General features: G+C 57.6%; 11 protein-coding genes. 9 read left to right on the forward strand and 2 right to left on the reverse strand.

The genetic code is table 11. The features are described 5' to 3' along the window. Positions 1 to 42: 42 nt before the first annotated feature. The 7 genes from pepF to IRT44_RS14805 all read left to right on the forward strand — a co-directional run bounded on the left by pepF (position 43) and on the right by IRT44_RS14805 (position 10340). Positions 43 to 1854, forward strand: a complete 1812-nt coding sequence (pepF, locus tag IRT44_RS14775; protein ID WP_171564925.1) for an oligoendopeptidase F — start codon at positions 43 to 45, stop codon at positions 1852 to 1854. 245 nt (positions 1855 to 2099) lie between these two features. Further along, the gene (locus IRT44_RS14780) at positions 2100 to 3323 is read left to right on the forward strand and encodes an efflux RND transporter periplasmic adaptor subunit (RefSeq protein ID WP_212131994.1); all 1224 of its coding nucleotides are present in this window, start codon (positions 2100 to 2102) and stop codon (positions 3321 to 3323) included. Positions 3324 to 3326: 3 nt separating this feature from the next. Continuing rightward, complete coding sequence (locus IRT44_RS14785; RefSeq protein WP_212131993.1) at positions 3327 to 6410, forward strand: efflux RND transporter permease subunit; 3084 nt, start codon at positions 3327 to 3329, stop codon at positions 6408 to 6410. Positions 6411 to 6624: 214 nt separating this feature from the next. Next, on the forward strand, positions 6625 to 7413 hold the full coding sequence (locus tag IRT44_RS14790; RefSeq protein WP_171564922.1) for an SDR family oxidoreductase: 789 nt from the start codon (positions 6625 to 6627) through the stop codon (positions 7411 to 7413). Positions 7414 to 7462: 49 nt separating this feature from the next. Further along, entirely contained in the window at positions 7463 to 7954 is a 492-nt protein-coding gene (locus tag IRT44_RS14795) for a YajQ family cyclic di-GMP-binding protein (RefSeq protein ID WP_171564921.1), read from the forward strand. Positions 7955 to 8034: 80 nt separating this feature from the next. Further along, positions 8035 to 8505 (forward strand): hypothetical protein, encoded by a 471-nt coding sequence (locus IRT44_RS14800; protein ID WP_171564920.1) that lies wholly within the window; start codon positions 8035 to 8037, stop codon positions 8503 to 8505. A 176-nt stretch (positions 8506 to 8681) separates the two neighbouring features. Continuing rightward, the gene (locus IRT44_RS14805) at positions 8682 to 10340 is read left to right on the forward strand and encodes an AMP-binding protein (protein ID WP_230076900.1); all 1659 of its coding nucleotides are present in this window, start codon (positions 8682 to 8684) and stop codon (positions 10338 to 10340) included. A 287-nt stretch (positions 10341 to 10627) separates the two neighbouring features. On the opposite strand, the gene leuD is transcribed toward IRT44_RS14805, so the two are convergent. Together leuD and leuC are read right to left on the reverse strand one after the other, a co-directional pair. Continuing rightward, positions 10628 to 11224, reverse strand: a complete 597-nt coding sequence (gene leuD, locus IRT44_RS14810) for a 3-isopropylmalate dehydratase small subunit (RefSeq protein ID WP_171564918.1) — start codon at positions 11222 to 11224, stop codon at positions 10628 to 10630. A 19-nt stretch (positions 11225 to 11243) separates the two neighbouring features. Then, the gene (gene leuC, locus IRT44_RS14815) at positions 11244 to 12656 is read right to left on the reverse strand and encodes a 3-isopropylmalate dehydratase large subunit (RefSeq protein ID WP_230076901.1); all 1413 of its coding nucleotides are present in this window, start codon (positions 12654 to 12656) and stop codon (positions 11244 to 11246) included. Between the two features lie 112 nt (positions 12657 to 12768). Here leuC and IRT44_RS14820 point away from each other — a divergent pair, with 112 nt between their 5' ends. After that, entirely contained in the window at positions 12769 to 13656 is an 888-nt protein-coding gene (locus IRT44_RS14820) for a LysR family transcriptional regulator (protein WP_230076902.1), read from the forward strand. 81 nt (positions 13657 to 13737) lie between these two features. Next, complete coding sequence (locus IRT44_RS14825; RefSeq protein ID WP_230076903.1) at positions 13738 to 14085, forward strand: thioredoxin family protein; 348 nt, start codon at positions 13738 to 13740, stop codon at positions 14083 to 14085. The last annotated feature ends 17 nt before the right edge of the window (positions 14086 to 14102 follow it).

Here is a 14102-nt window from a genome sequence, read left to right on the forward strand (position 1 = left end):
GAAGGGTTCCCCAAGGAGAGAAAATACAAGGGAGTGATCGCGGTGAACAATAGCAAAACCCTGCCGAAGCGAAGCGAGATTCCGGCTGAGTACAAGTGGCGGCTGGAAGACATCTACAAAAGCGACGCTGACTGGGAGAACGACGTCCGCAAAGTAAAGGAGATGGCTGAGCAGATCGCAGCCAAGAAAGGCACGCTGTCGCAGGGCGGCCAACAACTGCTGGACGTTCTGAAACTGCAGGACGAACTGCTGATGACGCTCGACCAGGTGTACGTGTACGCCCGCATGCGGCGTGACGAAGACAACACCAACAGCACCTACCAGGCATTGACCGACCGGGCGACCGCCCTCAGCACGCAGGTATACGGAGCGATTTCGTACATACAACCGGAGATTCTGGCGATCCCGACCGAGCAGTTGGAAGCGTGGATCAATCAGGTGCCGGGACTGGATCATTACCGCATCCTGCTGGACGAAATCACCCGCTTCAAGCCGCATACGCTGTCGGCCGAGGAGGAGGCGATCCTGGCCAATGTCAGCGAGATTGCTTCGGCGCCGTCCAAAATTTACGGGATGCTGAACAACGCCGACATCAAATTCCCGATGATCACCGATGAAAACGGCGAAGAAGTGGAACTGACCAAAGGGCGTTACGTCCAGTTCATGGAGTGCAAGGACCGCCGTGTGCGCAAGGAAGCGTTCGAGGCGCTGTACGCCACGTACGACAAGCACCGCAACACGATTGCCGCCTCGCTCACATCTGCGGTCAAGGCGGACGTGTTCTACGCCCGCACCCGCAAATACCCGTCCGCCCTGTACGCCGCCCTGTTTGCGGACAACGTCGACATTTCGGTGTACGACAACCTGATCGCCACCATCCGTGAGCACCTGCCGCTGATGCACCGCTACATCGCGCTGCGCAAAAAGATGCTGGGTGTGGACGAACTGCACATGTACGATCTCTACGTGCCGATCGTGCCGGAAGTGGAGATGAAGATTCCCTACCAGCAGGCAGTGGAGACGATCAAGGAAGCGCTGCGGCCGCTGGGAGAGGACTACGGCCGCGTCCTCGCCGAAGGATTTGCCGGCGGCTGGATCGATGTATACGAAAACCAGGGCAAAACCAGCGGCGCGTACTCCTGGGGAGCGTACACGACACATCCGTATGTGCTGATGAACTACCAGGACAACGTCAACAACATGTTTACCCTGGCGCACGAGATGGGGCACGCCCTGCACAGCTACTACTCCAATCAGACGCAGCCGTACACCTACGCCGACTACAAGATCTTCGTCGCCGAGGTGGCCTCTACGCTGAACGAGGCGCTGCTGATGCACCACCTGTTGCAGACGACCACGGACAAAAAACAGCGGATGTACCTGATCAACTACTATCTGGAGCAGTTCCGCACCACTGTCTTCCGCCAGACCATGTTTGCCGAGTTTGAGAAAACCGTGCACGCCAAGGCGGAACAGGATGAACCGCTCACGGCCGACAGCCTGAGCGAAATCTACCGCGAGCTGAATGTGGCTTACCACGGGCCGGAGATGGTCGTGGACAGCCAGATTGATCTGGAGTGGGCGCGCGTTCCCCACTTCTATCGCAACTTCTACGTCTACAAATACGCCACAGGGTTCTCTGCGGCCACATCGCTGGCCAAACAAATTCTCGAAGAAGGACAGCCGGCGGTGGAGCGGTACCTGCAGTTCTTGAAGAGCGGCAGCTCCGACTACCCGCTCAATCTGCTGAAAAAAGCGGGCGTCGACATGACCTCGCCGCAGCCGATCCGCGAGGCGCTGAGCGTCTTTGCCGAGATGCTCACGGAGATGGAACAATTGGCGGGAGCAAACTAAACGAATGTGCAAAACCGGGACAGCGTGTCCCGGTTTTTTTGCTGCAGCGCGAATTTGTTCCAACTTTTTTTAATAATGATGTAATCATTTTCCATCCGCGACGTATTACCCTTCTGGGGACATTGTCGGGGTTGGCTCCGTCTTGAGGAGGAGAAAAAGTTCCACCTGTTGACGGTTTCGAATAATATGGGGCCCCTGGCACAATGTTCCTTGGAAATGACTGTAACAGACTTGGGGGAATTATTGTGAACAAACGCGCATCCATTTTTCTTGCTTCTCTGCTGGTCATCACCGCAGGCTGCGGACCAGGGGCAGCTCAACCGCCGGAAGAGCAGCCCGCCAAAGCCAAAGTCGTCCAGGTGTTGACGGTAAAGAAACCGGATCACCCCGTCATGCTGTCCGTGACCGGCATCGTGGAAGCCAAGCGGGATGCCATCCTGCAGTTTGGCACGGGAGGCACGGTTGCGGCCATCCATGCGACGAAAGGAGCGAAGATCGCCCAGGGTCAGCTTCTGGCTTCGCTTGATGCCAGCTACTACCAGAAGGAAGTGGAGGCGGCGGCAAGCCAGGTGGAAGAAGCGGCGGCCCGCAAGAGCAAGACGTTGAAGGGTGCGACGGAAGAAGCGATTCAACAGCAGCGTTTGCAACTGCAAAGCGCCCAGAACCAGCTGGAGAAGGCCAAGCAGGAGTATGAGCAAGGCCAAAAGCTGTTCGAAGGCGGTGCCATTTCCAAAAGCGAATGGAACGACCGGAAATGGGCCTTGGACCAGGCGCAATTAGCCGTGAACAACGCCAAGCTGACCCTCGACGAACTGCTCAAGGGAGCTCAGCCTGAAGACATCGCCATGGCCAACGCTTCGCTGAAACAGGCGGCGGGTCAAGTGGAGCGGGCGAAAAAGACGCTGAACGACACCAAAATCATCGCCCCGTTCGCTGGTACGGTGGTGGAGGTCTCCAAGCAGGTGGGCGAATTGGCCAATCCGGGCGAATCCATCATCCATCTGGTCGATTTGTCGGAGGTAAAAGTGACACTGGACGTCACCAATGAGCTAATCAACCAGTTCCGCGAGAAGGCCAAGGTCCAGGTCATTGGCGAAGACGGCCAGAAGAACGAGGGAACCGTCACCTACGTCTCGCCGGTGGTCGACAAGCAGACCGGGAAGTTTCGGGTGGAAGTGACCGTCCCCAATCCGAAAGGCATATGGCGCGGGGGAATGGTGGCCACAGTGGAGATCCCGCGTACAATCAACGGTTTTCTCGTACCGTTGGAAAGCGTCGGCGTGAGTGAATCCACGCACTATGTGATGGCGGTGGAAAACGGCGTGATCATCAAGCGGGAAGTCAAAACGGGACAACTGGTAGGCGATCAGATCGAAATCGTTTCCGGTGTCAAACCGGGCGACCAACTGCTGCGCGCCGGCATTACCTTCTACGTTGAGGGGCAAAAAGTGGAGGCGAAAGGGGAATAACGCATGGAAAAGACGATTCTCTTTCTGCTGAAGCGACGCCTCATTGTATTTCTGGTCACGTTTGTCATCGTCATCGCCGGGTTCGGCTCGCTGTTCAGCTTTCAAGTGGAACTGGTTCCCAAGACAAACTTCCCGTGGATTAGCGTCGACGTCTCCGGCGGATCGCTTCCGCCCGAGGAGATGGAAGAAAAGGTCACCAGGAAAATCGAACAGGAGATCAAGTCGATCCCTGACGTGAAAGAGTACACGTCCACAACCACCACCGGGAATGTCAACATCACGGTGATCGCCGAAGAAGGCAAAGGGGACAAAGTAAGGCAGGAAGTGCAAAACGTGGTGAGCCGCCTGCGCAACTCATTCCCCAAGGCGGTTGACACGGTTAACGTCACCCAGGCCAATTTCGGGGACGACGCCCTGATTGACTATGCCCTGGTGGGGGCGGACCCGCAATCGATGCTCAACTTGGCGAAAACTGCGATCAAAGACCGGATCGAATCCGTCCCCGGGGTCAAGGAAGTGGAAGTGTCGGATCGCAGTTTTGCGAATCAGATCGCCATCACGCTGCGGCCGGAACGGCTGGCCGCCTACCGCACGACGACCGCATCAGTGATGGAGCAGCTCCAGGCGACCAACTGGAAACAAGCTGTCGGCATGCTGGAGAATCCCGGATTTGACACCGTCATCATGATCGACAACACGTACACGACCGTCCAGGAGATCAACCGATTGAACATCGACACGCCGGAAGGGACGGTGACCCTGGACCAGTTGGCCACCGTTGAAGATTTGCGCGGCAAGGTTAAAGATTCGATCGCGCTGACAAACGGCAATATTTTTGTCCACCTCAGCGTCAAGCGTGCAGAAGGGCACGATCTGATCACACTTCAACGCAACGTGGAGGAGGTCGTGAAGCAGATCAACGCCGAAGCCGACGGACGCTACGAGCTCAAGGTGATGTTTGAGGCCGCCTCCTACATTGAGCACGCCGTGAGCAACCTCAGCCGGGACGTATTGCTCGGCGGGGCGCTGGCGATCATCATCCTGTTTGTCTTCCTGCGCAACTGGCGTGTGACACTGGTCATCGCCACGACGCTGCCGATGTCCGCCTTGATGACGTTTATCGCGATGAAATGGGGCGGGTACAACATCGACATGGTGAGCCTGCTGTCACTTTCCCTCTCGGTTGGCCTGATCGTCGACGCGGCGATTGTCGTTCTGGAGAGCATTTATCAGTTCCGGGAAAAAGGAGAGCCGCTGCAGCAGGCGATTGTGAAAGGAACGCGGGAAGTGCTGACCCCGGTGTTCACTTCGCAGTTGACGATTATCATCGTCTTTCTGCCGCTGGTCTTTGCCGACTTTGAAGACTGGATGAAACCGATTCTGCAGACGATCGCCTTCACGGTCACGTCGGCGATTGTGGCGTCGACCATTGCTGCATTTTTCTTCGTCCCGGTTTTTTCCGACAGATTTCTCAGCAAGGACAAGAACGTGTCACTGGAGGGACAAGGAAAAGACCACGCGATCGTGCTGTGGTTCAACCGACTGCTGCAGGTGGCTTTGCGCCACAGGGTGAAAACGGTCATCCTCGCCATTGTCATCTTTGTCAGCTCCACGTTCCTTTTGCCTTTTGTCAAAATGGGGCAGAGCATTGACACGAACGAAAACCTGGTGTTCGCATCGATGACCATGTCGACCGGGTCCAGTCTGGAAGATGCGCAGCGTGCGGGCATTGCGGCGGAAGCATCTTTGCGGCAAATCCCGGAAGTAAAAGACGTCTTTTTCTTCGGGAACAAAGAGAAGACGGAACTGTTCATCTCCCTGAAGCCGAAGAAGGAACGGGAGCGCGACAAGGAAGCGCTGACCCAGGACATCAACGACCGGCTCAAGGCGATTCCCGGCATTGAGAGCATCACGACCGCATTTGGCGGCCAGGGAAATGAGCCACCTGTCCAGCTGGATATCGTCGGTGATGACCTGGAGAAAATGCGTCAGCTCGCCGGCGACGTGGAAGCCATGCTGGCAACGATCCCGGGCGTGACCAACATCCGCAACAATTTCAAGGAGGGCAAGGAGAAAATCACCTTGATTCCCAAGCAGGAAGCGCTCGCCCGGATGCAGGTGGATGCCCGCTCCCTGATGCAGCAGATCAGCATGATGATCGGGGAACAGCCGGTCACGACGATCACGAGCGACGGGATTGAGGTAAATGTGGTCGCCAAAATGCCGGACAATTGGCTGAAGCATCCGGAGCAATTGCGGCAAATCATGATCAGTTCCAATACAGGTGAGCAGGTGCCGCTCTCCGAACTGGTGGAGTGGCGGCACAGCAAGTCGCCGGTCACCATCGCCCGTGAAAAGGGAGAGCGGATGGTTACCGTGTCCGCCGAACTGCTGGGCAGCGATTTGGGAACGGTGGGTCGCCAGGTGGCGAATAAACTGCCTGCGCTTGCTGTCCCGGCCGGGTACAAGGTGGAGATCGCCGGCAAATTGAAAGAGCAGAGCGCCAACATGACGCAGGGATTCTTCGTCTTTCTGGGCGTCATCGCCTTGATTTACGTCATCATGGTGACGCAGTTTGGGCGTCTGTCCCAGCCGCTGTTGATCATGCTGACGATTCCGATGGCGCTGGTCGGCGTCATCCTCGGGTTTGTGCTGACGCAGCGGATTCTCGGCGAAATGGCGATGATCGGCATCATCATGCTGGTGGGGATCGCCGTCTCCAACGCCATTCTCCTGATCGACCGCATCAACCTGCTGCGCAGCCGCGGCATGGAGCTGACGGAGGCAATTCTCCAGGGGACGAAAGACCGCGTGCGGCCCGTGATCATGACCAAACTGACCGCGATTCTCGGCATGCTGCCGATGGCGTTGGCTTTCGCCGAAGGGTCTGATCTGGAAGCGCCGCTGGCAACCGCCGTCATTTCCGGCCTGATTTTCCACACATTGGTCACTCTGGTCCTGGTGCCGGTCCTGTACTCCCTGTTTGAAAGCGTCAAGGAACGTCGACTGGCCCGCAAAGCAGCCCGTCACGCCAAACGGCTCGCCAAACAGCAGGCGAAAAACAAGATGCCTGCCACCGAACTGTAAGCAGCACCGGTTGGCAGCAAGCAATGCAAGGGTTCCAGCCGGGACCCTTGCTGCTGGCATCCACATGCCCACGGCTGCCGCCTGCACCTAGCCAACCCAGGAGGCCGGAAAGTGTCCGGCCTCTTCCCTTTTGCTTGCATTGGTCAGATTTTTCTGTAGAATGAAGGCATACATGAAATCCCAGAACATTGCGAAAGCTGAAAGGAGAATTGACATGGATCTGCAATTGCAGGGAAGAGTGGCCATCGTGCTGGCTTCGACAAAAGGACTGGGAAAAGCGACGGCGCTGTCGCTCGCGGCGGAGGGGGCGAACGTCGCCATCTGCGGCCGTGACGAAGCTGCTTTGGCCGCCACTCGGGCGGAAATCATCGACAAGACAGGGAAAGAACCGCTGGCGATGCTGGTGGATGTGACCAAAGCCGAAGACATCCAGAAGCTGGTGGATGAGACGGCCGCCCGCTTCGGCCGTGTGGACATTTTGATCAACAACGCAGGCGGTCCGGCAGCGGGCACCTTTGATCAGCTGACCGACGAGCAGTGGATCGCCGCTTTTGAATTGAACCTGCTTAGCTTCGTGCGGGCGATTCGCGCGGTGCTGCCGCACATGCGCAAGCAGCAGTTCGGCCGCATCGTCAATTTTGCTTCCTCGTCGTTCAAACAGCCGCTGGAAAACCTGATTCTGTCCAACACCTTCCGCACCGGGATTGTCGGGCTGGCGAAAAGCCTGGCCGTGGAGCTCGGCCCGGACGGGATTCTCATCAACACGGTCGGCCCCGGACGCATTGCGACGGATCGAGTCGCTTCGCTGGACAAGTTGCGGGCGGAGCAGCTCCAGGTAGACGTTGGCGAGGTGAAACGACTGGCGGAGGCTGCGATTCCGCTGGGACGTTACGGCCAACCGGATGAGTTCGCCCGTGTCGTCACCTTCCTGGCCTCCCCTGCCAACAGCTACGTGACAGGACAGGCGTTACTTGTCGACGGCGGCCTGGTCAAGGCAATCTGACCATCGCTGTGCTATAATGGATGGAAAATGCAGGTGAAGGGGAGCAGGCATGAGCAAGGAAAGTTCGTTTGACATCGTATCCAAAGTGGATCTGGCTGAGGTGACCAACGCCATCCACACGGCTGTCAAGGAAATTGAAAACCGCTTTGACTTCAAAGGCAGCAAGAGCAGCATCACGTTGGAGAAAGAGGAGATCGTGCTGGTCTCCGACGATGAATTTAAGCTGGGCCAGGTCAAAGACATCCTCATCGGCAAACTGGTCAAACGGAATGTGCCGGTCAAAAATCTGGACTACGGCAAAGTGGAGCCTGCCGCAGGCGGGACCGTCCGCCAGCGGGTGAAGCTCGTGCAGGGCATCGACAAGGACAATGCGAAAAAAATCACCGGCATCATCAAGGAGACCGGCTTGAAAGTGAAATCGCAGATCCAGGACGATCAGATTCGGGTGTCTGGCAAAAGCAAGGACGATCTGCAGGCGGTGATCGCCGCCATCCGCAAGGCCGACCTGCCGATTGAGGTGCAATTTATCAACTACCGATAAAAGTTTTGCTTCTATTTTTTCTCTCTTCGCGTATGCATGTACCAATAGGTGACAAGCATACGCGAAAGGGAGAGTAAGCGATGAAGGTCTTTATCATCAGTCTGCGCAATCTGATCCTGGGCGGCATCGTCTTTCTGATTGTGCTGGTGGCGGGCATCATCCTGCTGGTCAAAGACCCGCTGCACGCATCCGACCCCTACAGCCCGGGAGATCAGAGCGTCCCCGCATCCGCACTGACCGCTGATCCGCCGGCCGGTGCCGCGAAGCCGTCCCTCAACCTGGACGTCAAGGTGGAGGGAGACACAGCTGAAGTCAAACTGCTCACCCAGAACTTTCAATTTGTCGAGGATTCGGGTGATGCCAGCCAGGCTGTGTTCGGTCAAGGGCACGCACACCTGTACCTGAACGGCGAACCAAAGGGGATGATCTACCAGCCGGAGTTTTTGCTGAAAAAGCTGCCAAAAGGGGAGCACGAGCTGCGGGTTGAGCTGAATTACAGCAATCACCTGCCGTACAAGGTGGAAGCGGTGAAGCGAATCGTGGTGCAGTGAGGAAAAAGCGTTCCGACAAAGGGACGCTTTTTCTTTCTGGATGTCATGGGATCGGCTTTCCCTCAGGAGAACGGTTGAGAAAAGGCGTATGACAGGAAGGAATATTCCGCCGAAAAATCGAATTGATTACAAGAGACAGAATAGTCAGACATATAAAACGAAAAGGGGTGTTTTCCATGTTGCGTTCCATTACGATCGGTGACCTGCTGGACGAAACGGCAAGCCGCATTCCTGACAAAGAGGCCGTGGTCTATAAGGAGCGGAGCCTGCGCTACACCTTTTCACAGTTCCGGGACGTGTGCGACCAGGTCGCCCGGGGGTTTCTCTCGCTGGGTATCCAAAAGGGGGAACACATCGCCATCTGGGCCACCAACGTGCCGGAGTGGGTGATCAGCCAGTTTGCCACGGCAAAGATCGGAGGCGTGCTGGTCACCGTCAACACCAGTTATCGCGTTCACGAGCTGGAATACCTGCTGCGCCAGTCGGAATCCACCACGCTGCTGTTGATCGACTCGTTCCGGGGCGTCAGCTACCTGGAGATGATCCGGGAAATCTGCCCCGAACTGGACGAGTGCGAACCGGGGCAATTGCGGTCGGCACGCCTGCCGCATCTGAAAAACGTCATCTACATCGGAGAGGAGCGGCAGCCCGGCATGTTTTTGTGGCGCGATCTGCTGGAACGCGGCGCAGCCGTGCCTGACGAAGAGCGGGCGGCTCGTCAGCGGGAACTGCACCCGGACGACGTCATCAACGTGCAGTACACATCGGGAACGACCGGTTTTCCCAAAGGGGTCATGCTGTCCCACAACAACATCGTCAACAATGCCATCAAGGTGGCTGAGTGCCAGCGGCTGGGGATGGAGGACCGGGTGTGCATTCCGGTGCCATTCTTCCACTGCTTCGGCTGTGTGATGGGCACGCTTGCCTGCGTGGCGACCGGAGCCACGATGGTTCCGGTGATTACCTTTGATCCGGGGATGGTCTTGTCCGTCGTGGAGGAGGAGCGCTGTACCGCCTTGTACGGCGTGCCGACGATGTTTATCGCCGAATTGAACCACCCGTCGTTTGCAGAGCGGGATCTTCGTTCACTGCGCACCGGGATCATGGCCGGCTCACCGTGTCCGATTGAGGTGATGAAAAGCGTCGTGGAGAAAATGGGCATCCGCGAGATCACGATTGCGTACGGACAGACGGAATCCTCACCGGTCATCACCCAGACGCGGCCGGATGACTCCATTGAGCGGCGGGTCTCCACCGTGGGCAAGCCCCATGACGACGTGGAGGTGAAGGTGATCGATCCCGTCACCGGAGAGACGGTGCCTCCCGGTGTGCAGGGAGAACTGTGCACGCGCGGCTATCTTGTGATGAAGGGGTACTACAATATGCCGGAGCAGACAGCCAAAGTCATCGATGAAGAAGGCTGGCTGCACACCGGGGATTTGGCGACGATGGACGAAGATGGCTACTTCCGCATCACCGGCCGGCTGAAAGACATGATTATTCGCGGCGGAGAAAACATCTACCCGCGTGAAATCGAGGAATTCCTCTACACCCATCCCAAAGTGCTGGATGTCCAGGTAGTCGGAGTGCCGGACCCGAAATACGGCGAACAAGTGCTGGCCTGCATCAAGGTGAAACCAGGGGAGACGCTGACAGAGGAAGAGGTGCGAACATACTGCGAGGGCAAGATTGCCCGGTATAAAATTCCGCACTACATCCAGTTCGTCAGCGAATACCCGATGACTGCCTCCGGCAAAATCCAGAAGTTCAAGCTGCGGGAGCAGGCGATTCGCGCGTTCGGCCTGGAGGCTGCGGACAGCATCGAAACCGCGTGACAGATGGACTGCGAAGAGTTGAAAAACAACATGCAGTGTGACAATGGATCACGAGCAGCGTGGAAAGCGAACAGTGATTAACGCCGGGGCATGCCCCGGCGTTGGTTTGTCGATACGAGTTTGAAGCGGACGTTGTCAGCGTTGGGCAGCTCTTGGGAACAGCTCGATAAGGGCCATCTTTACTTTCCGGCCGCTGTGCACTATGATGGGTGGGAAAAGCTGGAGGTATGGTCACATGAAAAAGCGAAGGCACGGAGTGCTCCATGCCTTCGCCGGTTTGCGTGGATTTACGCAAACGTTTCCCGCTTCGCCTCGTAGGCGGCGATTTTATCTTCGTATTGCAGGGTGATGCCGATGTCGTCCAACCCGTTGAGCAGGCAGTACCGGCGATACTCGTCCACCTCGAACGAATAGGAGAGGCCGGCGCCGTCCGTAATCAACTGCTCCTTAAGATCGATCGTCAGCTGGTAGTTGTCGCGGGTTGTGGCACGGCTGAACAACTCCTGCACCTGGTCTTCGCTCAGCTTGATCGGCAGGATGCCGTTTTTAAAGCAGTTGTTGTAAAAAATGTCGGCAAACGACGGCGCGATGATGGCGCGGAAGCCGTAGTCCAGCAGCGCCCAAGGAGCGTGCTCGCGGGAAGAGCCGCAGCCGAAGTTGTTGCGGGCCAAGAGGACGGTGGCACCGGCGTATTTGGGCTGGTTCAGCACGAACGATTCGATCGGGCTGCCGTCAGCGTTGAAACGCCATTCGTAAAAGAGAAACTGGCCGAATCCGGTGCGCTCGATGCGTTTGAGAAACTGCTTGGGAATGATGGCGTCGGTGTCCACGTTGACGCGGTCCAACGGCGCTGCAATCCCGGTGTGTACGACAAACGGTTTCATTATTGCAGGACCTCCTTGTTCACGCCTTCACGTTTCCACATTCGCGCACGTCCACGAAGTGGCCGGCGATGGCTGCGGCTGCCGCCATATCCGGGCTGACCAGATGGGTGCGTCCGCCGCGTCCCTGGCGTCCTTCAAAGTTGCGATTGGAAGTGGAGGCGCAGCGTTCGCCTTCCTGAAGCACGTCCGGGTTCATCGCCAGACACATGGAGCAGCCGGAGTCGCGCCATTCGAAGCCGGCCTCCTGGAAGATCAGGTGCAGGCCTTCACGTTCCGCCTGCTGCTTTACAGCTTGCGAACCGGGAACCACCATTGCGTGCACGTGCGGGGCGACGCGGCGTCCCTTTGCCACTTCGGCAGCACGGCGCAGGTCTTCAATCCGGCCGTTGGTACAGGAGCCGATAAAGACGCGGTCAATCTTGATCGCGGTCATCGGGGTGCCCGGTGTGAGACCCATGTAGGCGAGGGCGTCCTTGGCCGCTTTGCGCTGCGCTTCCGTCGGGAACGAATCGGGATCAGGAACGGTGCCGGTAATGTCGGTGCCCATGCCCGGGCTGGTTCCCCAGGTGACTTGCGGCGCAATTTCGCTGGCGTCAATTTCCACGCGGTGATCGTACGTGGCGCCCGGGTCGGTGCGGAGCTGTTTCCAGCGCTCGACGGCACGCAGGAAATCTTCCCCTTGCGGCGCGTAGCGTCTGCCCTTGAGGTAGGCGAACGTGGTCTCGTCCGGTGCGATCAGGCCGGCCCGCGCTCCCGCCTCGATCGACATGTTGCAGACAGTCATGCGTTCTTCCATCGTCAGTTTGCGGATAGCCTCACCGGTGTACTCAATTACGTAACCGGTGGCAAAGTCTGTCCCGAATTTTGCAATGATCGCCAAAATTAAGTCTTTGGCGGTGACGCCGAAGCCCAGCTCGCCTTTCACGTGCACTTCCAGCGTCTTCGGTTTGGCTTGCTGGAGGCATTGGGTAGCCAGCACGTGCTCCACTTCGCTCGTGCCGATCCCGAAGGCTAGAGCGCCAAATGCGCCGTGCGTGGAGGTGTGGCTGTCACCGCAGACGATCGTTTTGCCGGGGAGAGTCAATCCCAGCTCCGGTCCGATTACGTGCACAATCCCTTGATCGGGGCTGTTCAGGTCGGCCAGCGTAATGCCGAATTCCTCACAGTTTTTCGTCAGTGTCTCCATTTGTTGACGGGAAATCGGGTCTTTGACATTGAATCGATCAGCCGTCGGCACGTTGTGGTCCATCGTCGCAAACGTCAGGTCGGGACGGCGAACGCGGCGCCCGGCCAGGCGGAGTCCTTCAAACGCCTGGGGCGAGGTGACCTCGTGGACCAGGTGCAGGTCGATGTACAGCAGGCTGGGTTTGCCAGGCTCTTCGTGAATCACGTGGGCATCCCAGATCTTTTCAAACATCGTGCGGGGTTTCATGTGTCGTCCTCCTTCGTGCAAAACTCTTATCACGGTTGTATCATGGCATTAGGAATAGTTCAAAGATATAATTATTATGAGATGGATAGCTTTTGCCTATCGGGAGGTCTTCATGGAATTACGACAGATTCGTTATGTGCTGGCAGTGGCGGAAGAGCGCAGCTTTTCCCGGGCGGCGGGCCGGCTCCATCTGGCCCAGCCGTCGCTCAGTCAGCAGATTGCCAAATTGGAAAAACTGCTCGGGGTAACCCTGTTTCATCGACTGCCGCAGCACGTGGAGCTGACGGACGCGGGGCAGCGCTTCGTTCAGGTGGCCCAGTCGCTGATTGATATGGCGGAAGCCCTGGAGCGGGAGATGCGCGCTTACGCGGTCGGCGAGAGCGGTAAACTTCTGGTGGGCAGTCTGCCGATTACGGGCGCGTACGTCCTGCCCCGGGTCATCCCCGCCTTTACCAGGCAGTTTCCGGGCGTCGAACTGCAACTAATAGAAGAGACGTCCAGCAACCTGGAGCAGCTTCTGGTCCGGGGAAAAATCGACGTCAGCCTGTTGACGATGCCGATCGCCGATCCCTCGCTGGAGGTAATCCCCGCCATTCACGAGGAGATTTACCTGGCGGTTCCGCCGCAGCACCCGCTGGCGGAGCGGCAGGAAATAGATCTGGCCGAATTGGCCGGACAGCCGTTTATCCTGCTAAAAGAAGGGCAGGGCTTCCGCACGATCTCGCTGCGCCTGTGCGAACAGGCCGGATTCCGTCCGCGAATCGTCTTTGAGAGCAGCAACATCCAGACGGTGCAGTCGCTGGTGGCGGCGGGGATGGGCTTTTCGTTTGCCCCCAAGATGATTTCCCTGGCACCGGGCACGACGGCACCGCCCGTCTACGTGAGCCTGACCGGACGGCCGTATCGCACGCTGGTCGTCGCTTACCGCAAAGACCGGCCGCTCTCCCGTCCGGCAGAGTTGTTTGTCCGTTCCCTGGTGGAGCAGGGGAGCGCGATGTAGCCAAGTGCAACCCTTCGGGGACAAACATCTGCGGCTGTGATACACTAAATCCACACGAAATCCGAGAAAGGATGATTGGAAATGAAGGAAATCAAGACCGAAGCAGAATTTGAACAAGCCATCGCCTCGGAAAAACCTGTAGTCGTCAAGTTTTACACGGACTGGTGCTCGGACTGCCACCGGATCGATCCGTTCATGCCGGAAGTTGAGGAAGCCTACAAGGACAAGCTGGACATGGTCGCTGTCAACCGCGACACCCTGCCGGAACTGTCGCAAAAGCTGGATGTCTTCGGCATCCCCAGCTTTATCGCCTTTGCCAACGGCAAGGAATTGGTCCGCTTTGTCAGCAAGCTGGGCAAAAGCCGGGAGGAAATCGAACACTTCCTGAACCGCGCAGTAGAAGTGTACGAGGGCTTGAAGCAGGCCTAACCGGATGGAATACCAAC

It is taken from the genome of Brevibacillus sedimenti, assembly GCF_020923495.1.
GTDB classification, from domain to species: Bacteria; Bacillota; Bacilli; order Brevibacillales; family Brevibacillaceae; genus Brevibacillus; species Brevibacillus aydinogluensis.

Bases quoted from the DNA above. Each gene is read 5' to 3' on its own strand.
- IRT44_RS14800 (WP_171564920.1), top strand. From the start codon at position 8,035: ATGAAGGTCTTTATCATCAGTCTGCGCAATCTGATCCTGGGCGGCATC.
- leuD (WP_171564918.1), bottom strand. From the start codon at position 11,224: ATGAAACCGTTTGTCGTACACACCGGGATTGCAGCGCCGTTGGACCGC.
- IRT44_RS14785 (WP_212131993.1), top strand. From the start codon at position 3,327: ATGGAAAAGACGATTCTCTTTCTGCTGAAGCGACGCCTCATTGTATTT.
- IRT44_RS14805 (WP_230076900.1), top strand. From the start codon at position 8,682: ATGTTGCGTTCCATTACGATCGGTGACCTGCTGGACGAAACGGCAAGC.
- IRT44_RS14825 (WP_230076903.1), top strand. From the start codon at position 13,738: ATGAAGGAAATCAAGACCGAAGCAGAATTTGAACAAGCCATCGCCTCG.
- leuC (WP_230076901.1), bottom strand. From the start codon at position 12,656: ATGAAACCCCGCACGATGTTTGAAAAGATCTGGGATGCCCACGTGATT.
- IRT44_RS14820 (WP_230076902.1), top strand. From the start codon at position 12,769: ATGGAATTACGACAGATTCGTTATGTGCTGGCAGTGGCGGAAGAGCGC.
- IRT44_RS14795 (WP_171564921.1), top strand. From the start codon at position 7,463: ATGAGCAAGGAAAGTTCGTTTGACATCGTATCCAAAGTGGATCTGGCT.
- IRT44_RS14790 (WP_171564922.1), top strand. From the start codon at position 6,625: ATGGATCTGCAATTGCAGGGAAGAGTGGCCATCGTGCTGGCTTCGACA.